Origin of the sequence: Geobacter sp. AOG2, assembly GCF_019972295.1 — a bacterium.
Lineage (GTDB): Bacteria > Desulfobacterota > Desulfuromonadia > Geobacterales > Pseudopelobacteraceae > Oryzomonas.
Map to the genome: position 1 here is coordinate 899,814 of NZ_BLJA01000001.1, position 22,990 is coordinate 922,803.

22 protein-coding genes are annotated in these 22,990 nt (G+C 61.1%); 11 read left to right on the plus strand and 11 right to left on the minus strand.

All coding sequences use genetic code 11. The features are described from left to right. Nucleotide 1 precedes the first annotated feature (1 nt). Nucleotides 2-487 carry a Cys-tRNA(Pro) deacylase gene (gene ybaK, locus LDN12_RS04180; protein ID WP_223921431.1) on the minus strand — a complete coding sequence of 162 codons (486 nt, stop codon included), beginning with the start codon at nt 485-487 and terminating at the stop codon, nt 2-4. 119 nt (nt 488-606) lie between these two features. Continuing rightward, on the minus strand, nt 607-1,620 hold the full coding sequence (gene hypE, locus LDN12_RS04185) for a hydrogenase expression/formation protein HypE (protein ID WP_274382190.1): 1,014 nt from the start codon (nt 1,618-1,620) through the stop codon (nt 607-609). 215 nt (nt 1,621-1,835) lie between these two features. On the opposite strand from hypE, the gene LDN12_RS04190 reads away from it, so the two are divergent. From LDN12_RS04190 to plsY, 3 genes are all read left to right on the plus strand, one after another. After that, nucleotides 1,836-3,164, plus strand: a complete 1,329-nt coding sequence (locus tag LDN12_RS04190; protein ID WP_223921433.1) for a hypothetical protein — start codon at nt 1,836-1,838, stop codon at nt 3,162-3,164. 71 nt (nt 3,165-3,235) lie between these two features. Next, nucleotides 3,236-3,973, plus strand: a complete 738-nt coding sequence (locus LDN12_RS04195) for an outer membrane protein assembly factor BamD (protein WP_223921434.1) — start codon at nt 3,236-3,238, stop codon at nt 3,971-3,973. A 29-nt stretch (nt 3,974-4,002) separates the two neighbouring features. After that, complete coding sequence (gene plsY / locus LDN12_RS04200) at nt 4,003-4,599, plus strand: glycerol-3-phosphate 1-O-acyltransferase PlsY (RefSeq protein ID WP_223924021.1); 597 nt, start codon at nt 4,003-4,005, stop codon at nt 4,597-4,599. Between the two features lie 227 nt (nt 4,600-4,826). On the opposite strand, the gene ubiE is transcribed toward plsY, so the two are convergent. After that, nucleotides 4,827-5,537 (minus strand): bifunctional demethylmenaquinone methyltransferase/2-methoxy-6-polyprenyl-1,4-benzoquinol methylase UbiE, encoded by a 711-nt coding sequence (gene ubiE / locus LDN12_RS04205; protein ID WP_223921435.1) that lies wholly within the window; start codon nt 5,535-5,537, stop codon nt 4,827-4,829. Between the two features lie 105 nt (nt 5,538-5,642). Between ubiE and LDN12_RS04210 the strand changes: the two genes are divergently transcribed. The 4 genes from LDN12_RS04210 (at nt 5,643) to LDN12_RS04225 (ending at nt 11,126) form a co-directional block, all read left to right on the plus strand. Then, on the plus strand, nt 5,643-6,914 hold the full coding sequence (locus LDN12_RS04210) for a putative glycoside hydrolase (RefSeq protein ID WP_223921436.1): 1,272 nt from the start codon (nt 5,643-5,645) through the stop codon (nt 6,912-6,914). A 1-nt stretch (nt 6,915) separates the two neighbouring features. After that, nucleotides 6,916-8,337, plus strand: coding sequence for a diadenylate cyclase CdaA (gene cdaA, locus LDN12_RS04215; protein WP_223921437.1), 1,422 nt, complete (start codon nt 6,916-6,918; stop codon nt 8,335-8,337). Between the two features lie 130 nt (nt 8,338-8,467). Then, nucleotides 8,468-9,505, plus strand: coding sequence for a C40 family peptidase (locus LDN12_RS04220; protein ID WP_223921438.1), 1,038 nt, complete (start codon nt 8,468-8,470; stop codon nt 9,503-9,505). A gap of 64 nt (nt 9,506-9,569) precedes the next feature. Next, on the plus strand, nt 9,570-11,126 hold the full coding sequence (locus tag LDN12_RS04225; RefSeq protein WP_223921439.1) for a B12-binding domain-containing radical SAM protein: 1,557 nt from the start codon (nt 9,570-9,572) through the stop codon (nt 11,124-11,126). Nucleotides 11,127-11,163: 37 nt separating this feature from the next. Here LDN12_RS04225 and LDN12_RS04230 read toward each other — a convergent pair whose 3' ends face one another. Both LDN12_RS04230 and LDN12_RS04235 read right to left on the minus strand, forming a co-directional pair. Then, nucleotides 11,164-11,604, minus strand: coding sequence for a hypothetical protein (locus tag LDN12_RS04230; RefSeq protein ID WP_223921440.1), 441 nt, complete (start codon nt 11,602-11,604; stop codon nt 11,164-11,166). A 221-nt stretch (nt 11,605-11,825) separates the two neighbouring features. After that, the gene (locus tag LDN12_RS04235) at nt 11,826-12,236 is read right to left on the minus strand and encodes a hypothetical protein (protein WP_223921441.1); all 411 of its coding nucleotides are present in this window, start codon (nt 12,234-12,236) and stop codon (nt 11,826-11,828) included. A gap of 434 nt (nt 12,237-12,670) precedes the next feature. Between LDN12_RS04235 and LDN12_RS04240 the strand changes: the two genes are divergently transcribed. The 4 genes from LDN12_RS04240 to pap are packed head-to-tail and all read left to right on the plus strand — an operon-like array spanning nt 12,671 to nt 16,503. Further along, a complete protein-coding gene (locus tag LDN12_RS04240) occupies nt 12,671-13,483 on the plus strand; it encodes a transporter substrate-binding domain-containing protein (RefSeq protein ID WP_223921442.1) in 813 nt (270 codons plus the stop codon). Between the two features lie 10 nt (nt 13,484-13,493). Beyond that, nucleotides 13,494-14,282 carry an amino acid ABC transporter permease gene (locus LDN12_RS04245; RefSeq protein WP_223921443.1) on the plus strand — a complete coding sequence of 263 codons (789 nt, stop codon included), beginning with the start codon at nt 13,494-13,496 and terminating at the stop codon, nt 14,280-14,282. Continuing rightward, nucleotides 14,272-15,003: an amino acid ABC transporter ATP-binding protein gene (locus LDN12_RS04250; RefSeq protein WP_223921444.1), complete on the plus strand. Its 732-nt coding sequence runs from the start codon at nt 14,272-14,274 to the stop codon at nt 15,001-15,003. The genes LDN12_RS04245 and LDN12_RS04250 overlap by 11 nt, the downstream gene beginning before the upstream one ends. A 12-nt stretch (nt 15,004-15,015) precedes the next feature. Further along, entirely contained in the window at nt 15,016-16,503 is a 1,488-nt protein-coding gene (gene pap / locus LDN12_RS04255; protein WP_223921445.1) for a polyphosphate:AMP phosphotransferase, read from the plus strand. Nucleotides 16,504-16,529: 26 nt separating this feature from the next. Here the strand turns inward: pap and LDN12_RS04260 are convergent, their stop codons facing one another. The 6 genes from LDN12_RS04260 to hypB all read right to left on the minus strand — a co-directional run bounded on the left by LDN12_RS04260 (nt 16,530) and on the right by hypB (nt 22,838). After that, a complete protein-coding gene (locus tag LDN12_RS04260; protein ID WP_223921446.1) occupies nt 16,530-17,099 on the minus strand; it encodes a YqeG family HAD IIIA-type phosphatase in 570 nt (189 codons plus the stop codon). 3 nt (nt 17,100-17,102) lie between these two features. Then, complete coding sequence (locus tag LDN12_RS04265) at nt 17,103-18,002, minus strand: protoglobin domain-containing protein (RefSeq protein ID WP_223921447.1); 900 nt, start codon at nt 18,000-18,002, stop codon at nt 17,103-17,105. Nucleotides 18,003-18,023: 21 nt separating this feature from the next. Further along, nucleotides 18,024-19,115: a hydrogenase formation protein HypD gene (gene hypD, locus LDN12_RS04270; RefSeq protein ID WP_223921448.1), complete on the minus strand. Its 1,092-nt coding sequence runs from the start codon at nt 19,113-19,115 to the stop codon at nt 18,024-18,026. 37 nt (nt 19,116-19,152) lie between these two features. Beyond that, entirely contained in the window at nt 19,153-19,383 is a 231-nt protein-coding gene (locus tag LDN12_RS04275; protein WP_223921449.1) for a HypC/HybG/HupF family hydrogenase formation chaperone, read from the minus strand. A gap of 345 nt (nt 19,384-19,728) precedes the next feature. Next, nucleotides 19,729-22,032 (minus strand): carbamoyltransferase HypF, encoded by a 2,304-nt coding sequence (hypF, locus tag LDN12_RS04280; RefSeq protein ID WP_223921450.1) that lies wholly within the window; start codon nt 22,030-22,032, stop codon nt 19,729-19,731. Continuing rightward, nucleotides 21,993-22,838 carry a hydrogenase nickel incorporation protein HypB gene (gene hypB, locus LDN12_RS04285; RefSeq protein WP_223921451.1) on the minus strand — a complete coding sequence of 282 codons (846 nt, stop codon included), beginning with the start codon at nt 22,836-22,838 and terminating at the stop codon, nt 21,993-21,995. Before hypB ends, hypF begins: the two co-directional genes overlap by 40 nt. Between the last annotated feature and the right edge of the window lie 152 nt (nt 22,839-22,990).

The following is a 22,990-nucleotide window of genomic DNA, read 5'->3' on the forward strand; positions in this document are numbered from 1 at the left end:
CCTAGTATATCCCCACCCGTACCATCGCCGGTTTCAGTACCCTCACCAGTTCCGACGGCGCCATGCCCACCAGGTAACCGCGCTTCCCGCCATTGATATAGATCTTTTCCAGCGCGGCAACGGTTTCCTCCAGGTACACCGGCATCGGCCTGCGCGTACCGAAAGGCGAGGTGCCGCCCACCTGGTAGCCACTGTGTTTTTGGGCCGTTTCCGGCGTACAGGGGGTGATCTGCTTGACGCCGACGATGCGGGCCAGTTCCTTGGTCGAAACCTGCAGGTCGCCGTGCATCAGGATGACGAGCGGTTTCCTGGTTTCATCCTCCATGATCAGGGTCTTGATCACGCAGTGCTCGTCAAGCCCCAACTCCCGGGCGGAGACGGCCGTGCCCCCTTTTTCCTCGTACGCATAGAGGTGGTCGGTGAATTCGACCTTTTCGGCCCGCAATTGGCGGATGGCAGGGGTTATGGGTGTTTTTTCCTTTGCCATTTTCATAAACCTTGAATCTGCCACAGAGACACGGAGACACAGAGAAAACCGGAAGAGTTTTGGTTTCTCGTCTGTCAGCCGTTCTCCGTGTCTCTGTGTCTCCGTGGCAGGTGCTGAATTTAGCAGATTCTGGGCAGTTGCTCCCCGGCCAGCATCTCTACCGCCCTCGTGCCGCCCACGCTGGTTTCCATGCGGACGCGGCCCGCTTCTCCGTCGCCGACCTCCCCGATGATGGCGGCCTGGGCGCCGAGGGGATGCCGCTTCATTGCCGCCACGACCCGTTCGGCGGCGTCGGGGGCGACAAAGGCCAGCAGCTTCCCTTCGTTGGCGACAAAGAGCGGGTCAAGGCCAAGGATCGAGCAGACGCCGCGTACCGCCGGGTTCACAGGAATCAGCTCCTCGCGCAGGGTAATGGCCACGTTCGACTGCTGGGCGATCTCCTTGATGGTGGTGGCGATGCCGCCGCGGGTCGGGTCGCGGAGCACATGCAGTTGATCTCCGGCCTCGGCGATGATGGCGGCCACCAGGCTGTTGAGGGCGGCCGAATCGCTACGGATGTCGGTCCCGACGCTCAGCCCTTCGCGGTCGGCCATAACGGCAATGCCGTGGTCGCCCACGGTGCCGTTGATGATGATCTTGTCGCCCGGCCGGGCGTTGGCGCCGTGAATGGCGATGTCATGTTCCACTGCGCCGATGCCGGCGGTGGTAATGAATATTTTGTCCGCCTTGCCGCGGGGGACGACCTTGGTGTCTCCGGTCACGATCCGTACTCCGGCCTTGTCGGCGGCCTGGCGCATGTCGTCCAGCACGGTTTTCAGGTCTGCCCGGCTGAACCCCTCTTCGATGATCAGGCCGACGCTCAGGTAGAGCGGTCGCGCGCCCATCATCGCCAGGTCGTTGACCGTGCCGTGGACCGCCAGGCTCCCGATGGTCCCGCCGGGGAAAAAGATCGGATCGACCACGAAGGAGTCGGTGGTGTAGGCCAACTGCCCCGCAAACGGAGGCAGGAGCGCCGCGTCATTCTGCCCGGAAGGGGCGATGCCGCTCAGGGCCGGAATTATCAGTTCATCCAAAAGTTGGTGGGAAAGTCGGCCGCCACTGCCGTGGCCGAGAAGGATGAGGTCGTTGTTCACGGTGGGATTGGGTCTCCTGCGGATAATTTTTATGCACGATAGCACGAAAGCCCCCCATTGTCACGGCAGCTTTTTCTGTTCACTTTGCCCGGCGGTTCATGGTAAGAGTAGCTTTTAGTGTCCCGTGCGGTCAGTCGTGCGAGTACGGACTGACCGCACGGGACGCTGGTTTTGAAAAATACCGCCATGAAGCGGGCGAGCAGGTGGAGGATTGGATGACTGATTACAGACCGCTGGAAAAATTGCCGGATACGGCGGGATACAAGAAGGGCGATGTGCTGGTGCTGGTTGGGGAACTTTTCGGCCGCGGGTATGCCAACGGTCTGGTGGAGGAGGCCCGGCGCATCGGTATGGATGTGATCGGCACCACCGTGGGGCGGCGCGACAGCGACGGCGCCCTGCGGCCGTTGACCGCCGAGGAGTTGGCGGACGCCGAAGCGCTCTTGGGCGGGAGCATCATCAACGTGCCCCTTGAGGCGGGCTTCGATATGGAGCAGGTGGACGGGCAGCCGTCGGTGGCCGAGCAACTCAAGAAGGCCAAACCGGACGAGTGGGCCTCCATCGGTTTCAGCCCCGATTTCATCGATAAGGCCAGGGCCGCCGGAACGGCCCGTATCCGCGCCGCGCTGGCGCAGGTGATGCAGCAGCTCGCCCCGCGCATTCCGGCCGGCGCCAATGTGCTTTTTGCCCATTCCATGGCCGGTGGCATCCCCCGGGCGCGGGTATTCATGCCGCTCCTCAACCGGGTGTTCAAGGGAACCGGCGACAAGTACCTCGCCTCGGAAGGCTTCTGGAACAGCGACCTGGGGCGTCTGTGCGACGCCAGCTTCAATGAGGTCACGGGCGATACCTTCCGTTACCTGATCGAGGAGTCGGCCACCCTGCGCGAGCGTCTCGGCGCGGCCGGCGGCCAGGTGCGTTACTCCGCTTACGGCTATCACGGCACCGCCGTGCTGGTGGGGGGCGAGTACCGCTGGCAGTCCTACACCCCCTATGTTCAGGGGTGGGCCAAGATGCGCCTCGAAGACATCGCCGCCGAGGCTACCGCGAACGGTGTTGTCGCCACGGTCTTCAATTGCCCCGAGATCCAGACCAACTCCAGCGCCCTCTTTCTGGGGGTGGAGATCTCCCTCTACCCGCTGTTGACCGCCATCCGGAACGTGGGGGGGGAACAGGCCGCCGCACCGCTCTACGAGCGTTGCCAGGCGATGCTCAAGGAGGGTGAGACGGTCGGGCATCTGCTGGAGCGGGCCGACGTCTACCTGGCATCGCCGCTTTTGGGCGAAATCCTGGACCTGGCCACCTGGCCGCAACACAGCACTCGGGAACAGATGGAACTGATGTTGGCCAGTTCCGCCGAATTGATGGGCATGCACGCCGACCAGAAGCAGTTGATCTGCGCGGAACTCTCGCGCATCGTGTTCCTGTCCACCGGCCGGTTGATGGTGCATGCATCCTGGAGCCCCGGGGCTGCGACCCTGTGGCTGAACCATGACATCATTGCACGACTTTTGGCCGATGAGTTGGGGGCGGGGATCATCTGATCTCGGGACGCCACGGAACCGCCACATTTTGTTGAAACGAACGCCGACACCATGGCGTTACGAGGAAAACCATGAAGAATTCCCCTAGTATCATCGTGATCTGCGTCATGTTCGCCTCCCTGCTGCAGGGGTGTGCGACGCCGCCGGTGAGCAAACTGCCCGACGATCTGTACCGGGATGGCGAACGGTCCTTTCAGAAGGGCCGGTATGATGATGCCGTCGCAAACTGGAAAAAGGTCAAGGAGAGTTACAAGTCGCCGGAACTGTCCGCCAAGGCGGAGATCGGGATCGCCGATGCCTATTACCTCAACAAGGACTACATCGAGGCCGCTGCCGCCTACGAGGATTTTCGCAAGCTTCATCCCCGGCATGAACAGGCCGATTACGCCCTTTACCGGCAGGGTCTGAGTTATTTCAGGCAGATCAACGGCATCGACACGGACCAGACGCCGGTCAAGAACGCTCTGGCGATCTTTGAGTCGTACCTGAAACTATATCCCTCTGGTGCATATATCCAGGAGGCCCAGGAGAAAATCCGCAACTGCCGGGAAAAACAGCTCCAGTACGAGATCTACGTCGGCCACTTTTACCTGAAAACCGGCAAATATTCGGCTGCCGCCGCCCGTTTTGAAGAGGCGCTCAAGACGTTTCCGGGTCTTCGACATGATGACGAGTTGTTGTACTACCTCGGGGTGACCTACCGTGAGGCGGACCAGAAGGAGAAGAGCCGTGAGACGTTTGACAGGCTGGTGCGCGAGTTTCCCGACAGCGCCTATGCAGCCGAAGCCCGGAAGGCCGCGGGCAAGTAATTCCAGGGCGTGACGGGATCGTGGCTATGATGGCATCACCGGAGATCATACTGGCCGTCGCCTGCGGGGCGGCCTACCTGCTGGGGTCAATCCCTACGGGACTCCTTTTGGGCAAGCTCTACGGCATCGATGTGCGGCAGGAGGGCAGCGGCAATATCGGCGCCACCAATCTGTACCGTACCGTTGGGCGCAAGGTCGGGGTGCTTACCCTGATCGGCGACTGTCTCAAGGGGCTCGCGCCGGTGCTGGTTGCCCATTATTTTGCCCCGGCAACGGATCTGGCGGCCTGGGTTGGGCTGGCGGCCTTCTGCGGTCATGTGTTTTCGGTGTTCCTGCGGTTTAAAGGGGGCAAGGGGGTCGCGACCGCACTGGGGGTCTTCCTGGCGCTGTCGCCCTTGGCCGTGGCAATCGCTCTGGCGGTCTTTCTGGTCCTGGTCTTGAAGTGGCGCTACGTTTCCCTCGGCTCCGTGGCTGCGGCGGCGGTCATGCCGCTCGCCGTGTACGTGCTGCACGGCAGCCGTGCGATGCTGGTGGTGACGGCGCTTGTCGCGGTAATCGTGATCATGCGGCATCGCGCGAATATCAGGCGGCTGGTGGACGGGACGGAGAACAAGTTCAAGGCGTAGATATGGCCCTGTGCGGTTGGACACACCTTGGCATCAGCCAAAATAGCGGGGGAACTGTTTTCCACGACTAGTCGCACGGGACACTAAGGGGCTGTTGAAAGATTCAGGTTGTTCAAAAATAGTCAGATCGTCGCACCCGCAGATAGCCCCGCGGAGGCGTAGCAGCGCTACGCCGCACAAAGGGGCTTTCGAGGACGGTGGCGAGATGGCTGTTTTTCAATAACCTGCTATTCCTTTTCGCCGGCGTAGATGGTGGCGATGCCGAAGGTCAGCGGATGGATGTGGATGTTGCGGAAACCGGCGTCGGCGACCATCTGGGAAAATTCCTCGTGGGAGGGGAATTCCAGCACCGAATCCGGCAGGTACTTGTAGGCGTTGTATCGTGAAAAGAGGCCGCCGATAACCGGCAGAAGGCGCCGGAAATAGAAGTAGTAGACCTGTTTGAAGAACTGCGAGCGCGGAGTGGAAAACTCCAGGATGATCATTCGGCCTCCGGGCCGCAACACCCGCCACATCTCCGCCAACCCCAGCCTTCTGTCCACCACGTTCCTGATCCCGAAGGCAATGGTAATCGAATCGAAGGTGTTGTCCGGAAAGGGGAGGTCCTCGCACGGCGCCACCCTGAAGTCGATCCGCCCGGCATAGGGGGAGGTCGCCACCTTGGCCTGACCCAGGTCTACCATCTCGCGACAGAAGTCGGCCCCGGTGATCTTCACCGACGCAGGGGTCGATCTGGCTATCTCCAACGCCACATCGCCGGTGCCGGTCGCTACGTCCAGGATCCGGGAACCCTCCCGGTACTTGATAAGCCGTACGGCTTTTTTACGCCAGCGCCGGTCTATGCCGAAGCTGAGCAGGCGGTTGAGAAAGTCGTAACGCGGAGCGATACTTCCAAACATCACCTGGATCTTCTCGCCCTTTTCGGAAAGTCTGAACATAAGTTTTATACTACCTTTTACGATGATTTACTGCTATAAACTACTATTTTGCCTTGTAGCACACTTTCGGGGCATAAACCAGAAAAAACCAACGGAGTGTTGTACGTGAAAAACGTTGTCGCCCTTGCAGGCCGCGCCGTCCTGGCCATCGTGACCTGTTGCTGTCTTGTCTCCTGCCGGAATGAACAGAAGCCCGCCACCTCTTCCACCGTTTCCACGCCGGCCCCCCCGGCGCCATCCAAGCGCCAGCAACTGCTGAACACGGAGGTCCGGGCTATCTATATCACCTCCTGGACCGCCGGGATCAGCCGTTTTCAGACCCTGATCGATATGGTGTCCCATTCCAATCTGAATGCCGTGGTGATCGATATCAAGGACAGTACCGGCAAGGTCGGCTACGACTCCAAGGTACCGCTGGTGGCCCAGACCGGGGCCTACGAGAAACGCATCCGCGACCTGGATGCCATCCTCAAACAGTGCCGCGATAAAAAGATCTACACCATTGCCCGCATCGCGGTTTTTCAGGACCCCAACCTGGCCAAGGCGCGCCCGGACCTGGCAGTGGGAGGCGGCGGCCGGAAGATCTGGAAGGATCGTAAGGGGCTGTCCTGGGTCGATCCGGCGTCGAAGGATGTCTGGGACTACAATCTGGCCATTGCCAGGGAGGCGGCCGCCAAGGGCTTTGACGAGGTACAGTTCGATTACGTCCGTTTCCCCACCGATGGGAAGCTGAAGACCATGACCTATCCGGTCTACAAACACGATGTGCCGAAGCATGAGATCATTCGCCGCTTTTTCCAGTACGTCGACCAGCAAATGAAATCCGTGGACGTGCTGACCTCGGCTGACATTTTCGGTCTCACGACCATGGTGGACGACGATATGAATATCGGCCAGCGCATCCAGGATGTGGCCGATTACGTGGATTTCGTCTGCCCCATGATCTACCCGTCCCATTATCCCCACGGGCATCTGGGATTGAAGAATCCGGCCGAGCACCCCTACCGCGTTATCTACGACGCCTCTTTGCGGGGTATGAGGCGCCTTGAAGGGAAGCGGGCCAGGATGCGCCCCTGGCTGCAGGACTTCAAGCTGGGGGCGGTCTACGACAAGAAGATGATCGTTGAGCAGATTCAGGCCGCCCGCGACGCCAAGGTGTTCGGTTTCAGCATGTGGAACGCCCGCAACGTGTACACCGACGCGGCCTATCAGGAAAAACTGCCGGAAGCGAACCCGGCCCCGCCCCTGAGGGCTCAGGTGTTGGAGGAGATCCGCAGGCATGAGGCTGCCCGGCTCGCCATGCAGAACCGCTCCACCGCAATCAGGCAGGAAAAGCCGTCCATCAACAGGCCTCGCAGAAAGGCAAGGGTGAGCTAACGTGCCCTCTTTTGTGAGGATACAGGATATCGCCGACATCCTGATCATGACCGTGCTGCTCTACCAGCTCTATTCGTGGTTCCGCCGGACGCGCGCCATGCAGGTTCTGCTGGGGTTGGGGGTGGTGACCGTCATCTACTTCGTCACCCGCTTTCTTGGTCTTTACATGACCAGCTGGATTTTGCAGGAACTGGGGACGGTACTCATCGTCCTGATCATTGTCGTGTTCCAGGCCGAGATCCGGCAGGCGCTGTACCGTTTCAGCCTCATGCGGCATTTTTTCGGCAGCCGCCGGGAACCACAGCAACTCAGCCGGTTTCACGAGATCGTCGACACCCTGTTCCGCCTGGCGGAGACGAGAACCGGGGCTATTGTCGTTTTTCAGCGGAGCGAATCGCTGACGGACCTGATGTTGAACGGCGTGAGTCTGGATTGCGAAATTACCCCGCAGATGCTGGAGGCGATCTTTTACGACGGAGCGCCTCTCCATGACGGTGCCGCTCTGATCAGGGCCGGAAGAATTGCCTTGGCATCGTGCCATCTCCCCTTGTCCCAGAACCCGGAACTGCCCCAGTTTTACGGCACCCGGCACCGGGCCGCCCTTGGTCTTTCGGAGCGTACCGACGCTGTCGTGGCGGTTGTATCGGAAGAGCGCGGCGAGGTGTCGCTGGCAGTGGGGGGGGAGTTGCGCCGCCTTGCGTCCGCCGGTGAGCTTGTTGCGATCCTTGAAGAGTTGATCTCACCGGAGAAGGATAAACCCCGAGTGACGTTGCGGCAGCGGCTCTTTTCCGATCTGCTGGCGAAAGCGGCAGTCCTGCTGATTGTTACGGCATTTTGGGCGTTGATCACCTCCCGCCAGGGGGAGGTCACCACGGTCACGGCTCCTGTCAGGCTGCACGGCATACCGCAAGACCAGGTTCTGATGCGGAGTTATCCTGAAGAAGTCGACGTTCAGGTAAAATCTTTTTCCAGCCTGACGCCAACGCCGGCGAAGCTTGACATCGCTGCCGATATCGATCTTTCACAGGTGCGTGAGGGACAGACCGTCGTCAGAATCAGGAGTTCGGACTTCAAGCTCCCTTCCGGTATGGTTGCCGGCAGTGTCACTCCGTCGTCGATTCGCATCGTAACGGAGAAAAAGGTGCGTAAAACCGTGCCGGTCAGGGTCGTGTTGCGGGGAAGGTTGCCGCGGGGCCTGGCGGCGTACCGGGTGGTTGCGTCGCCCGATACGGTTGAGGTGGAGGGGCCGTCCAGCCAGATAGCGCGGCTCGAATCGGTAGCGACGGAAGAAGTCGATGCCGCCAAGCTTGTCAGGGGAAAGGAATATCGGAAAAGCCTGCTGCCGCCGTACAAAAACGTCACCATTCTGCGGGACGAGCCGTTGACCCTGGAACTCGCGCTCCGTCATCCGGTTCGTCAATAATGTTGACTGGTTGGAGCATTTGTTGCATGCCGGAAAGGGCGTATCGGGCACTAAGGGATTGACAAACGGGGTCCGTTGTTATATAAAGCCAAAACCGCCGTATTAAAACTAGAACAGAATAGGAGGGGAAATGATACATATCCGTACTCTTGCCGTGATCTGTCTCATCCTGCTTTCCTTCCCGCAACTGGTTCTGGCTTCCAAGACCCATGTGGCCCGCAGAAGCGAGTCGCTTCATTCCATCGCACGTAAATATCACGTTTCCGTAGACGAACTCAAATCGGTCAACAACCTGAGCAGCACCCGCATTGAGCGGGGAGCCCGCCTCATAATCCCCTCCCATGCCGAACAAAAATCATCGAAAACGGCGAGGCCACAATCGTACAAGGTCGTCAAGGGCGACACCCTGCCCAGGATTGCCAAGAAAACCGGAAGCAAGATGTCCGATCTGCGCCGGCTGAACGGTCTCAAAGGCAACAAGATCAAGGTCGGGCAAGTGCTGGCCCTGAGTGAACCCGCACCGGCCCCCGAGGAAAAGGCGACCGCCGCCGCTGCCTCCAACAGATTGCAACTGGTCAGCAAAGAGCTTTTGAACGAGCAGGAGCTTTCAGCCACCCTGGCTGAGTTGAGCGATATCGATGCCGACCGGCCGGTTGACCTTGCCAAAAATATCGAAGAGAACAACCAGGGCATCAACGGCCTGAAAAAAACAGCCTACGGCTTTTTAGGCGCCCGCTACCGTTTCGGCGGCAACAGTCGCGGCTCGCTCGACTGCTCAAGTTTCGTGCAACAGGTCTTTCGCGAACAGAAAATCAATCTTCCCCGCACCGCCCGCGAACAATTCAATGTGGGCAGTGAGGTCGTGCGGGGCGACCTGCGCAAGGGCGATCTGGTCTTCTTCCAAACCTATGCCCGCTTTCCGTCCCACGTCGGCATCTACCTCGGCAACCGCAAGATGATTCATGCCTCCTCCCGTGACCGTAAGGTGGTGATCTCCTCCATGGATACCCCCTATTATCTGTCGCGCTACCTGGGAGCCCGGCGTGTCAGCTCGGTTGCCAGCGGCGAGTCGATCAACTTCAGTGAATTGTTGCAGGGTGTAGAGGAAGAGCAGGACGGCGATGTCGTGGGTAACGATACGCTGGGGCTCTCCCTTAACGTGAACTAGTATCCCCGCCGATCACCAGTAAGAAAAAATCCGGGCTTCGTGTCCGGATTTTTTTTGTCCGACTATGAAGATCCTTTTGACGTACATATCCGGGGAACCGGACCGTAGCGATCCGTATATCAACCTGCTTCCCAGCGGGCTTTGCTATCTGCATGCCGTGTTACGCGAAGCAGGTCACGATTCTCTCCTGGCCAACTTTTCCGGCTGGTCGCCCCAGGCAATCCGGAAACAGCTCGCATCTTTCAAGCCCGACATCATCGGCATTTCCCAGTGGACCCACAACCGCCACGCATCTCTTGAGACGGCGCGCCTGGCGCGCCGGTCGAACCCGGCCAGCATAATCATCATGGGCGGGGGGCACGCCACCTTCCGGTACCATGAGATGCTTGCCGACGGCTCGCCGGTCGATATCGTTGTGCTGGGTGAAGGCGAAGAGACGTTGCGGGAACTGACCGACAGGCTTGCACAAGGCGTATCCTGGCGGGATGTGGCCGGGATTGCGTTTCGCGACAGCGGTCGCGTCGTGGTTACAGAGCAACGCGTAGCGCGGTCGGCGCTGGATACGCTCCCGTTTCCCGCCCGCTACCTTGAGCACTCCGTCGGCGTTGATGGGGAACTCCAGCCCGAATTTGTCCTGACGGCCCGAGGTTGTCCCTCGGCGTGCAGTTTCTGTAGTTCGCCGGGCTTCTGGGGGCGTCGGGTGCGTTTTCGCTCCCCGGAAGACATCGTTGCCGAGATTCTGTACATCCGGGACAGATTTGGCCTGATCTACTTTTCGTTGCGGGACGACACCTTCACTGCCGACCGGGCCAGGGCCATCGAGTTTTGCCGTCTCATGATCGCGCATCGGGTTTCCGTACTCTGGAACTGTCAATCCCGCGTCACCGCCCTCGACGAGGAGGTCCTGACGTGGATGAAGCGTGCCGGCTGCGAATGCGTCCAACTCGGGGTCGAATCGGGGTCGCCGCGCATCCTGGCACAGTTGGACAAATCGATTCACCCCTGGCAGGTGGAACAGACGGCTGCGCTTGTCAGAAAGGTCGGCATCAATCTTTCCGTCTACCTGATCTCCGATGTGCCCGGTGAGGATGAAGACGATATCCGCATGACCATCGAACTTGTCCGGCGCATCAAGCCGGATGACGGGTATGTCTCTCCGCTGGCGTACTATCCCGGCACCCGGCTGTTCGACCAGGCCGTTGCCGACGGCCTGGTACGCCCCGGCATCTTCGAAGAGGCGTCTGATGCGGCCCTCTATGCCGTGGGATCGTCGGGGCGCACATCGCACCGGATTCTGAGGGCGCTTGCGGCCGGGACCGCGAAGGGGGCGGAACAGCGTTTCCGGCACCAGAAAGCGCTGTTGGGGTATTGTGCCACCACCAATATTCTGGCGGGAGAGTGGTACCGGCAACAGGGCGACACCGATATGGCCGAGAGGGAGTTCCGGGAGATTACCGAACAGGAACCGTATCATCCGTGGGGGTGGTTGCTGCTGGGAGAGTTGCATGCCGAACGCGGCGAAGAACAAAGGGCCGGGGAATGTTATCGCAGGGTACTTGCCCTGGTACCGAACCATAAGGCGGCGCGCGCGGCGCTGGAGACAAAAAAAACGGGGCCTTGAAGGCCCCGTTTTTTTTGTCGGATGATCGAAAAGCTGCTTATTTCACGATCCTGATGCCGGGAATGAACATGATCTTGTCAAAGGTCTTGTTCAGGGTTTTGCTCTGGAAGTTCACCATCGGCGGAGCAACGGGATACTCGATGGTGTCGCCGACCTTGACCTTGAACTCGGGCAGCGCCATCCAAAGCTTCTCGCCCTTGTCGTTGGCCGCTTCCACGTAGGTGTAGCCGCCGGAATTCATGGTCTGGGTGACCTTGCCCTTCTGGCCGGCGCCGGCGGGGATTTCCTGTGCCTTCATGCCGGCGTGGGGATCAGCGCCCGGAGCGCCCGGAGCGCCAGTACTGGGATGTCCAGGAGGCATTTGCCCCTGTGCAGGCATGCCGGCGGGTTGTTGAGGAGCTTCGGTTTTTGGTTTCTCTTTGCACCCGGCAAAGGCGAGTGCAGCGATAACAAGAAGGAATAATGCTGTTTTTTTCACCTGCAACCTCCTGATTTTTAGTAACAACCGTTTTTACCACATTTTAATCTCATGTTCCAATAAAAAAAGCAGGTGAATATACGGGATACGCTGCCCCCTCCTTGCGAGGTATGCTCATGCCCTGGCGTGAGCCTCCGCGGCACGCAACGGTACCCTGTGGTTAACGGCATGCGGCAACCACCATTGGGGCGGCCATGGGCCGGAAACTTGCGGGCCGTGCGTCAGCGATACTGCCCGTTGACGGTGGCCATGGCCATGCGGTCCAACTCCCGCAGTTCCTTGACCGTGAGCGTGCGTCTCGGCAGGTTCTGGCACTCCGCCTGCAGCCGGTCGACCCGGTGGCTGTTGTCGGCGTTGTAGTACTTTACCGCCAGGATGTCGTAGCACGCATCGGCTACCCGCCCCTGTGCTACTTTGTCGAGCGGGGAGGTCTCCTTCGTGGCCCCGGAGGCCACCTCCGTCAGCTTAGTACTGGCCGTCGCGTGCACGGCACTGTTGAACCACTTCAGCAGATCGGCCTCGTCCGGAATCCCCGTTTTGTAAAAGGAGCCGGAAACCGCGATGGTTGCCACCACAGTGAACGACAGGAACGGCACGACCGACAACATCGTTATTTCGTTGCGCTTGGACATGGGATGCCTCTGTCACGTCTGCAACTCCTCGTTGCGGGTCAGCGGCAAGCAGCAGTACCTTCCGTAAACTATCAGAATTGTTTCAGCCATATCCTTCTCCCCCCGTTGCCGGTTGGTTGTTTTGTATACTAGTATAGCACCATACGCCGTTCCGGGGGTAATCATCTTGTTGCGCAGGCGGATCGGGCCGCGGCAGGACGTTGGGGAGGGGGAGAGCTCCGTCACGGCCCGATGCGCTATAGCCTTCCCGCCGGGTGGAGAGAAATTTCAAAAGGGCGCTTTACGAGCAGGGTAAAGTCAAGTACACTTTTCAAAAAAAACGGCGACGGTAATTTTCTTTAAAATCGGAGGCTTTTCAAACACCGGTCGCGCCGGACCACGGTTTGCGGCAAGCCTCCACCCGTATCCGCAGACAAAAAAGGGGGAACTGGAATATGACGATGACACCCAGCCTTCGCCGCGTGGCGTGCTTCATGCTGGCAGCAATGCTTCTTGCCCTGGCCGCGTGCGTGAACAAACAGGAACCGGCAGCCAAAGATACCCTGGTCGTGGGGATGGAATTGGCCTATCCTCCCTTTGAAATGACCGACGAAAAGGGGGCGCCCACGGGGGTCAGCGTTGACCTTGCCAACGAACTGGGCAAGGCGCTCGGCAAGAAGATCGTTATCCAGAACACCGCCTTCGACGGTCTGATCCCGGCGCTCAAAACCGGTAAAATAGATCTGATCATCTCCTCCATGACCATCACCGACGAACGCCGGCAGTCGGTCGATTTTTCCGATCCCTATCTCTCCACCGGACTCTGCCTGCTCGTGGGCAAAACGTCGCCGGTCAACTCGATCGCCGACCTGGACAAGCCGGGTATCACCGTAGCCGTGAAGAAGGGCACTACCGGCCATACCTATGCCGCCGGGAACATCAAGCATGCCAAGGTCCTCGTACTGGACAAGGAGGCCGCCGCCGTGCTCGAGGTCGTCCAGGGAAAGGCGGACGCCTTTATCTACGACCAGATGTCCACCTATTCCAACTGGAAGAAGAACCAGGCGACCACCCGCGCCCTCCTGAACCCCTTCCAGCAGGAAAAGTGGGGTATTGCCCTGCGCAAGGGGGATGACCAACTCAAGGAGCAGATCAACCGGTTCCTGACGACGTTCCGTGGGCAGGGCGGTTTCGAGCGGCTGGGGGACACGTGGCTGAAGGAACAAAAAACCGCCTTCAAGGAGCTGAACTATCCTTTCTTTTTCTAGCCGGGGCACGGTGCGACGATATTTCTTCATTACCTCCGACAGCCGGGGGGGCGGGGTTCCGGCCGCTGCCGTCGCAGCCAGCTGGCTGACGGTGTTTCTGCTCCTCTCCCTCCTGTTCTGGTTCGCCTTCAGTCAGGTCAAATTTGCCTGGGGCTGGGACGCGGTCTATGCCTACCGCTACAAGTTTCTGCAGGGATGGCTGGTGACGGTGGCCGTTTCCACGGCCGCCATGGCTTTAAGCCTGCTGGTCGGCCTGGCCACGGCCCTGGCCCAGCGCGCCCCATTCCTGCCGTTGCGCTATCTGGCGCGGGTCTATATGGAGATCATTCGCGGCACCCCCCTTCTGGTGCAGATCCTGATCTTCTTTTACGTGGTGGCCGATGCCTTCGGGATCAACAATCGCTACCTGGTAGGCGTCATTATCCTGGCCATGTTCACCGGGGCCTACATCTCCGAGATCATCCGGGCCGGGATCGAAAGCGTCAGCGAAACGCAGTTGGAGTCGGCTCGGGCCATCGGTTTCACCCGCGCCCAGATCTACCGCTACGTCATCTTTCCCCAGGTGACCCGGCAGATCCTGCCACCCATGGCGGGACAATTCGCGTCGCTCATCAAGGATTCGTCGTTGCTCTCCATCATTTCGGTCAATGAATTCACCCTCAATGCCCAGGAGGTGAACGCCTTCACCTTCAGTACCCTGGAGAGCTACCTGCCGCTGGCGGTGGGTTACCTGATCCTTACCCTGCCCATCTCCCTTTGGACCAAGCGTCTGGAAAAAAGGTTCCGCTATGCGACTTGAGGCCAACGGCATCGTCAAATCCTACGGCGACCATCTGGCCCTGGACGGGGTGACCCTTACCATACCCGCCATGCAGACCGTGGCCGTGCTGGGGCCGTCCGGCGGCGGGAAATCGACCCTGCTGCGCATACTGGCGGGCCTGGAGGCCCCGGACGCGGGCGAGATCGCCCTGGACGGCGATCAGATACGGTTCAACGAGGAATACCTGCTGCGGCACCGGCGAAGTATCGGGACGGTGTTCCAGTCGTTTAACCTGTTCCCGCACCTGACCGCCCTGGGCAACGTCTCGCTTCCCCTGGAAAAGGTGCACGGCTACGAGGCCTCCGAGGCGGCAACCTATGCCCTGCAACTCCTTGCGCGCTTTCATTTGGCCGGACACGCCCTCAAAATGCCGGCCCAACTTTCGGGAGGCCAGAAACAGCGGGTGGCCATCGCCCGGGCCGTGGCCATAAAGCCGCGCTTATTGCTGTTCGACGAGCCGACCTCGGCCCTTGACCCGGAGATGACCGTGGAGGTGCTGGACCTGATCGCCGAGTTGCGCCAGGAGGGGCGGCCGCTGGTGCTGGTGACCCACGAGATCGGTTTTGCCCGCAAGGTGGCCGACCAGGTGGTCTTTCTTCACGAGGGGCGGGTGCTGGAGTGGGGAGACGCCACACGGCTGTTTGAACAACCATCAACCCCGGAAATGCGGGGTTTTCTTGACAAGGTACTGAGATACTGAAGGAGGAAGGCCATGTTTGAGTCCGCCGAGTTGGGGCACAAGATCAGTAAAGCCGTCTGGAAAAAGGAGGTTCCCGAGCTGCGCGGGGCTCTGTTGGATGCCCAGCTCGATCTGCTCCAGTCGAAAAAATTTCCGGTCATCCTCCTGGTGGCCGGCGTGGACTGCGCCGGCAAGGGGGAAACGGTCAATCTCCTCAACGAGTGGATGGACCCGCGCCACATCGAGACCCACGCCCTGCGCGACCTGACCGACGAAGAACTGGAACGGCCCCAAATGTACCGCTACTGGCGGGTGCTGCCCCCCAGAGGGAAGATCGGCGTCTTCATCGGCACCTGGTATTCCGCCCCTTTGCTGGAAAATGTCTACGGCACCATCAAGAATGCCGACCTGGACCAGCGGCTGGAACGGATCGTCCGCTTCGAGCGGATGCTCTGCAACGAAGGAGCATTGGTCCTCAAGTTCTGGCTGCACCTCTCCCGCGACGAACAGAAAAAACGCCTGAAGAGCCTGGAGAAGGACCCCAAAACCCGCTGGCGGGTTACGGATACCGATTGGGAGCATTACAAGCTCTACGACAAATTCCGCAAGGTCTCGGAACGGATGTTGCGCACCACCAGCACCGCCGAATCCCCCTGGACCATCGTGGAGGGGAGCGACCCCCATTACCGTTACCTGACCATCGGCAAGGCCCTGCTCGGCGCTCTGCGCCAGCGACTTGACGTCGTCGAGCCGCCACGGCACGACGAGCCGATCCCTCCCATCGTGTCGGCCATCGACAACCTGCTGATCCTCAGGACCCTGGACCTGTCGAAGAAATTGGCGAAGTCCGACTACGAGGGTGAACTGGAGAAGTATCAGGGGCGGCTCAATCTGCTGACCCGCCATGCCGATTTCAGGAAGCTCTCCGTCGTGGTGGTCTTCGAAGGGAATGACGCCGCCGGGAAGGGGGGGAGCATCCGTCGCGTCACCCAGGCCCTGGACGCCCGCCACTATCGCATCATCCCGGTGGCGGCGCCCACCGACGAGGAGCAGGCCCAGCCCTACCTGTGGCGCTTCTGGCGGAACATTCCCCGCAAGGGGCGCTTCGCCATCTTCGACCGTTCCTGGTACGGCCGGGTGCTGGTGGAGCGGGTGGAGGAACTGTGCGGCCGGGGCGACTGGATGCGGGCCTACGGCGAGATCAACGACTTCGAGGAACAACTCGTGCGCAACCATACGGTGGTGGTCAAGTTCTGGCTCTCCATCAGTCAGGATGAGCAGCTCAGGCGCTTCAAGGAACGGGAGAAGATCGGTTTCAAGCGTTTCAAGATCACGGACGAGGATTGGCGCAACCGGGAGAAGTGGAGCGAGTACGAGGTTGCGGTCTGCGATATGATCGATCGCACCAGTACCGACATCGCCCCCTGGACCCTGGTGGAGGCCAACGACAAGCACTATGCCCGGATCAAGATCCTGAAGACGCTCTGCGAGCAGATCGAGGCAGCGCTGGGGAAGCTCTGACGAACTAAACGGGCTTTTTTATTTATTCAGAGAAAAAAGCGCTCTCCGGCCCTGAGCAGCGCGAAGAACAGCTCGGCCAGGGGGCGATGCCGGAAGGAACGGTAGGGACGGCGGATGTAGAGGGGGCGGGCGCCTGTGTTGAGGGCCGCCAGGCAGCCGGTCAGCAGGCGGTCGTCCACCATAAGGATGGCGGACAGGGGAACGTGGGCCAGTTCCTGCACCTTTTGGAGGCCGTCGGGGTAGGGTTTCTTGCGGACGCCGGAGATGAAGCGGATTCCGGGAAAATGTTCCCCGAACCAGGCCTTGCGGGCCTCGGTAGGCTTGTTGGAGAGGATGAAAATGCGGTCCGCGCCGAAAACGGCGCTACAGCGGGTCAGCCACTCCCGCGCCTCGGGGAGCGGCGCGGGGAACCCGTGGGGAGCCAGGACGCCGTCGAAATCCAGGGCCAGGGCGGCGATGCCGTCGGCGGCAAGCCGGGCCGGGTCGAGGCTCGCGATGGAGGAATCGGGCCGGGTCTCCCGCAGGACCCGGCCGAGTTCCTTCCGGAACGTGAACCCGAGGGTAAACCCGGCGAGAACGTGCGCGAGAGGGGGCATGCGTTACGCCCTGTCCAGGTCCTTCTGTGCCCGGGAGACCAGATAGTAGAGGATTCCCAGGATCAGCAGGGTACCGGCCAGGAAGGCCTGGGTGGCCAGGTCGTCGTGGCGCAGGGTGGAGATCAGGATCTCGCGGATCATGGCGACGATGATGACGCCGATGAAGACCAGGATGTTAAATTTGCCGCCCTTCAGGTTCTTGATCTCGTTGTCCATCAACTCGATCATCATCCAGAGGATCAGCAGTTCGCCCAAAGCGCTGAGGATGCCTTTCTCCACGTCCCCCCGGAAGATGTTGATGAGATCCCAGCCGAACAGCAGGGCAACCGAGATGGACACGCCGGCCAGGGCCAGCACCAGCACCAGGTTGAGACCGTAGGTGAAACGTTCGGCCAGCCTGATGAGGAGGGATTCCAGCTTGCGGGAGACGAAGACCTTCTTCAGCTCTTCCTCGCGGTAGGAGGAACTCATGACGTCCAGATTCATGTCGAGGATCTTCACGGTGGCCTCGCGCAGGGCGCGCCGCTCGTCTCGGTCCGGGTAGTTCTCGTCGATCAGGTTGAGCAGGAAGTGGCGGACCCGGTTCATGGCCACATTGACGAAATGGACGCTCAGGCCGACCTTGACGTGGGCGTGGCCGATGCGGGTCAGGTGGTTCAGGTAATGGTTATCGTAGGTGCCGCTGAAGAGCGACATGAACCAGTTGCCGTGCATTTCGCGAAGGCGCTGGCGTTTGCTGTTGTTGAGGATGGCGGTGGTTTCGGGCAGCCCGTAAAGGTAGTCGTAGAATTCCTTGGTGAAATGCTCCTGATGCTGGGCCGCCAGGGGCTGAAACGCTCTGAGGAGTTCTTCGTCGCCGTCGGTGAAACCGTAATGTTCTTTAAGATCCTGCATTGTCGTCATGATGGAACCTTTGATATGAAGTTATCTTCCGTACTTGTACGCCGCCGCGCAGGTCCCTTCGCTGGACACCATGCAGGCCCCCACCGGCGATTCCGGCGTGCAGGCCGTGGCAAAGAGCGGGCAGTCGAAGGGTGACAGTTTCCCCTTGAGCACCTCGCCGCAACGGCAGGCCGGATTCTCCCGTTCCTCGCCCGCCTCGATAGCCAACGCCTTTTCGGCATCGAACCGTGCAAGCTCGGGCTTGATGGCCAGGCCGCTGCCGGGGAGCATGCCCAGGCCGCGCCAGGAGGCGTCGCACGGCACGAAGACCCGCTCCATGATGGCCCGGGCTTTCGGATTGCCCTCCCAGTTCACGGCGCGGCTGTACTGGATTTCCACCCGGCTCTCCCCGGCCAGTACCTGGGCCAGGAGCATCTCGATGCCCTGCATGACGTCGGCGGGCTCGAAACCGGTCACCACACAGGGGATGCGGTATTTCTCCGCCAGCGGCTTGTAGGCGTTTCCACCGATCACCGTGCTGACGTGGGCGGGACAGAGATAGCCGGAAAGGGCCAGCTCCGGGTCGGCGGTGAGGAGGTCCATGGCGACCGGCATGGTCTTGTGGGAGGCCAGAACGTAGTAGTTATCCAGGCCGAGCTTCGTCGCCTCCAGAATGCTGGCGGCAATGGTCGGCGCGGTGGTCTCGAAGCCCACCCCCAGGAAGATCACCCGGCGTGCGGGGTTGGACTTTGCCAGGACGACCGCATCCAGGGGTGAGTAGACGATGCGCACGTCGGCGCCCTTGGCCCTCTCCTCCATCAGGGACGAGCGGCTGCCGGGGACGCGCAGCATGTCGCCGAAGGTAGCCACGATATTGGCCGGATCGGCCGTGCAGGCCACGGCCTTGTCCACGTAGCCCACCGGGGTCACGCAGACCGGGCAGCCGGGACCGGAGACGAGCCGCACGTTCTCCGGCAGCAGCGAACGGATGCCGAACTGGTAGATGGACATGGTGTGGGTGCCGCACACCTCCATGAAGTTGACCGGCCCTGTCAGCCGCTCCGCCATGCGACGGATGTTGGCGGCCATGTTCCCGACCAGTTCGCGGTCGCGGAATTCATCCTGGAATTTCATTCTCTCTCCTCCGCGGCAGAGCCGGTTGCCCGCCCTTTCATCGCATATCCTCCGGGGTAAAGACCTCTTTCATTATCCGCAGGGTCTCCTCGGCATATTCCTCATCCAGGCGCGAGATGGCGAATCCGGCATGGACGATGACATAATCGCCCACCCCGACCTCCTCGCCCAGCAGCATGACGCTGGCTTCCTTTTGAACGCCGTCCACCTCGGCCACGATGGTGTCGCCGTCCCTGCTGAGAATCTTCATGGGTACACCAAGACACATACCTGTTTATCTCCTTTTCTCCGCGCCCGCCTTCAGGGCATCCTTGCCCCGGCCCCAAGCGCAAAATCCGTAGGCGTCGAGTTGCTGCGCCTGCGGTTTTGTTCAATCATCCAGTCCAAATCTGCCGCAAATCCGAACGCGGTCCTCGAGGTTGAGGTAGTTCAAAAATAGTCAGATCGTCGCACCCGCTAGACAAGCCCTGAGGAGGCGGGCCCTCTCTCTATCTCTCCCCCAGAGGGGGAGAGCATGCCTTGCCCTCTCCCTCTAGGAGAGGGATTGGGTGAGGGTTTGCAGCGCTACGCCGCACGAAAGGGCGTTCGAGGACGAAGGCCCGATGGCTGTTTTTCAACAACCTCGTTGCCATCCGGCGATTGCCGCCTGCCCGAGGGCGATGCCGCCGTCGTTGGGAGGGACCAGCCGGTGGGTGAATATTTGCAGCCCCTGGTCGAGCAGGCCAGTATATACCATTTCGGTCAAAAGGCGATTCTGAAATACGCCGCCGGAGAGAACCACCCTGTCGAGGCCGGATTGCCCGGCAATACGGACACAGGCCTCCACGGCGGCGCGCGCCACGGTGGCATGAAAGCGGTAGGCCATGGCGGCGGTATCGGCGCCGGCGGCGTGATCGGCCAGGAGGTCCGTAAAAAGGGACGTGAAATCGATAACCAGCGGCTCGCCGTCGGCGATTCCGAATGAATAGGTTCCCGAAACCCCCGCCCCTTCGGCGAGGGCCTCCAGTTCGATGGCCGCCTGACCGTCGTAGGAGACAGCCTGCCGTACGTCCAGCACCGCCGCCGCGGCATCGAACAGCCGGCCGCAACTGGAGGTGAGCGGCGCGTTGATGCCGCGTTCCAGCATGGCGGCGAAGATGCCCTTCTCCGTATCGCTCAGATGCCGGGCAACCGGATGGTCAAGGTCGAAGGCGTCTTTTCCCAGGGAGCGGTACAGCCACGCCAGGGCCATGCGCCAGGGCTCGCGCACCGCGGTGTCGCCCCCGGCCAGGGGCACGGGAAGGAAGTTCCCGGCCCGCCGGAAACCGTCGTAGCCGCCGACCAGAAACTCGCCGCCCCAGATGGTGCCGTCCGTGCCGAGACCGGTGCCGTCGAAGATGATGCCGATCACCGCGCCATCCAGGCCGTTCTCGGCCATGCAGGCCGCCAGGTGGGCATGGTGGTGTTGGACCTTTGTCAGCGGTAGCCCCGATTCCGCGGCATGGACCGAGGAAAGGTAGTCGGGATGCAGATCGCAGGCGACGATTTGCGGGGTTATCTCGAGAATGCCCGACAGGTGCCGGATGGTGTGGCGGAACGAGTCGCAGGTGGAGCTGTTCTGCAGATCGCCGATGTGCTGGCTCAGGAAGGCCTGTTCTCCCTGCACCAGGCAGACGGCCCCCTTCAATTCGGCTCCCACCGCCAGAAGCGGCGGCATCTTGAAGGGGAGGCGCACGGCCCGCGGCGCATAGCCCCTGGCCCGCCGGTAGAAGAGCGGCTTGCCCTGGAAGACGCGCATGACCGAATCGTCGCTCCGTATATGGATCGGCCGGTCGTGAACGAGAAAATAGTCGGCGATGGCGCTCAGGCGTTTGAGCGCATCGTTGTCCTCAAAGGCTACCGGTTCGTCGGACACGTTGCCGCTCGTCATCACCAGCGCCTGGAAGTGGTCGCGCATCAACAGGTGGTGGATCGGCGCGTAGGGGAGCATCAGGCCGAGCCAGCCGTTGGCCGGGGCTACCAGGGGCGAGACCGGACAGTTCTGGGCCTTGCGGGCGATAACGATCGGGCTTTCCGGTCCGGTGAGCAGCCGTTCCTCCATGTTTTCCAGCACCACCAGCCTGCGGGCGGTCGCCAGATCGGCGGCCATGACGGCAAAGGGTTTCTCGTCCCGCTTCTTGCGTTCGCGCAGGCGCCGGACCGCCTCCGGGTTGCAGGCGTCCACGGCCAGGTGATAGCCGCCGATCCCCTTGACCGCCAGGATCTGCCCCGCGCGCAGGAGTTCGACGGCCCGGGTGAGCGCATCGTCCCGTTCCGCGACCGGTTCGGCGGCGCCGTCCAGCAGGCGGAGCCGCGGGCCGCAGGCCGGGCAGGCGATGGGCTGGGCGTGGAAACGCCGGTCCAAGGGGTCGTCGTATTCCCGTTGGCAGTCGGGGCAGAGCGGGAAGCCGGCCATGGTGGTCCGGGGGCGGTCGTAGGGGATCGCGGTAATGATGCTGTAGCGGGGACCGCAGTTGGTGCAGGTGATGAACGGATAGCGGTAACGCCGGTCGGCCGGGTCGAACAGCTCGCGCAGGCAGTCGCCGCAGAGGGCCGAATCGGGGGCCACCTGGATGTTCTTCTCTCCGTCCGCGCTGGGGAGGATGGTGAAGCCGCGTTCGGGTATCGAGGGGATGTCCTCGACAACACTGGACGTGACGACGGCCAGGGGGGGGAGATCATGGGCCTGGGCGTGCTGGAAGGCATCCAGTGCCCCTGCCGTCCCTTGAACCTCCATTTCCACCCCGGCGGGGATATTGCGCACCCAGCCGCTCAGGCCGAGTTCGCAGGCCAGGCGGAACACGAAGGGGCGAAACCCGACACCCTGGACGATGCCGCTGATGAGGAATCGCCTGCGGACTATGGTTTTTTCGTCCCCGTCGTAAGCCACTGATACCACGCGTCCATCCCCTCGCCGGTGCGCGCCGACACTTCGAAGATCGTGATGTCGGGACTTACCCGGCGGGCGTATTCCTTGCATTTTTCCACATCGAAGTCCAGGTGCGGCAGCAGGTCGGTCTTGTTGAGCAGCATGACCGTCGAGTTGTGGAACATCTGGGGGTACTTGAGCGGCTTGTCCTCACCTTCGGTAACCGAGAGGACCGCCACCTTGTGGTGCTCGCCCAGGTCGAAGGACGCCGGGCAGACCAGGTTGCCCACGTTTTCTATCAACAGGATATCCAGGTTGTCCAGGTCAAAGCCCTCGGTGCCGTGCATGACCATGTGGGCATCCAGGTGGCAACCGGCGCCGGTGTTGATCTGGCGGACCGCCACGCCGGTGGCGGCAATGCGCCGGGCATCGTTGTCGGTCTGCTGGTCGCCTTCGATCACGGCAAAGCGGAACCGGTCGGCCAGGTCCCGCAGGGTCCGTTCCAGAAGGGTGGTTTTGCCCGAGCCGGGAGAGCTTACCAGATTGAGGACGAAGATGCCCTTGTCCTTGAACAGGGCGCGGTTGAAGGAGGCCAGGCGGTTGTTTTTGGCCAGGATATCCTCTTCGATGGCAATGACGGTACGTTTCCGGCTGCCGGAGACATTGTCGTGAGCATGATGATCATGGTCATGATCGTGGTGCTCGTGATCGTGGTGATCATGGTCATGGTGCTCGTGATCAGGGCTGTGGCTATGGCTGTGACTGTGGTGATGGTCGCCGTGGTGGTGGTCATGGTCGTGCGTATCGGTCGGGCCGCAGCCGCAAGTGGTGCACATGGTTTTCCTCCGAAGGTGAGTCCTGATGATGGTGTAAAGGTAGCAGTTTCCACGCCGTTATGCAACAGACAGGTCGTTGAAAAACAGCCATCTCGCCGCCATCCTCGAAAGCCCCTTTGTGCGGCGTAGCGCTGCTACGCCTCCGCGGGACT

Excerpts from the sequence above, each read along its gene's own strand:
- LDN12_RS04265 (WP_223921447.1), bottom strand. The coding sequence starts at position 18,002 with ATGACGACAATGCAGGATCTTAAAGAACATTACGGTTTCACCGACGGC.
- LDN12_RS04250 (WP_223921444.1), top strand. The coding sequence starts at position 14,272 with ATGCGACTTGAGGCCAACGGCATCGTCAAATCCTACGGCGACCATCTG.
- LDN12_RS04275 (WP_223921449.1), bottom strand. The coding sequence starts at position 19,383 with ATGTGTCTTGGTGTACCCATGAAGATTCTCAGCAGGGACGGCGACACC.
- ybaK (WP_223921431.1), bottom strand. The coding sequence starts at position 487 with ATGGCAAAGGAAAAAACACCCATAACCCCTGCCATCCGCCAATTGCGG.
- LDN12_RS04240 (WP_223921442.1), top strand. The coding sequence starts at position 12,671 with ATGACGATGACACCCAGCCTTCGCCGCGTGGCGTGCTTCATGCTGGCA.
- hypB (WP_223921451.1), bottom strand. The coding sequence starts at position 22,838 with ATGTGCACCACTTGCGGCTGCGGCCCGACCGATACGCACGACCATGAC.
- ubiE (WP_223921435.1), bottom strand. The coding sequence starts at position 5,537 with ATGTTCAGACTTTCCGAAAAGGGCGAGAAGATCCAGGTGATGTTTGGA.
- LDN12_RS04220 (WP_223921438.1), top strand. The coding sequence starts at position 8,468 with ATGATACATATCCGTACTCTTGCCGTGATCTGTCTCATCCTGCTTTCC.
- LDN12_RS04195 (WP_223921434.1), top strand. The coding sequence starts at position 3,236 with ATGAAGAATTCCCCTAGTATCATCGTGATCTGCGTCATGTTCGCCTCC.
- pap (WP_223921445.1), top strand. The coding sequence starts at position 15,016 with ATGTTTGAGTCCGCCGAGTTGGGGCACAAGATCAGTAAAGCCGTCTGG.
- plsY (WP_223924021.1), top strand. The coding sequence starts at position 4,003 with ATGGCATCACCGGAGATCATACTGGCCGTCGCCTGCGGGGCGGCCTAC.
- LDN12_RS04260 (WP_223921446.1), bottom strand. The coding sequence starts at position 17,099 with ATGCCCCCTCTCGCGCACGTTCTCGCCGGGTTTACCCTCGGGTTCACG.
- LDN12_RS04235 (WP_223921441.1), bottom strand. The coding sequence starts at position 12,236 with ATGTCCAAGCGCAACGAAATAACGATGTTGTCGGTCGTGCCGTTCCTG.
- LDN12_RS04190 (WP_223921433.1), top strand. The coding sequence starts at position 1,836 with ATGACTGATTACAGACCGCTGGAAAAATTGCCGGATACGGCGGGATAC.
- LDN12_RS04225 (WP_223921439.1), top strand. The coding sequence starts at position 9,570 with ATGAAGATCCTTTTGACGTACATATCCGGGGAACCGGACCGTAGCGAT.
- hypD (WP_223921448.1), bottom strand. The coding sequence starts at position 19,115 with ATGAAATTCCAGGATGAATTCCGCGACCGCGAACTGGTCGGGAACATG.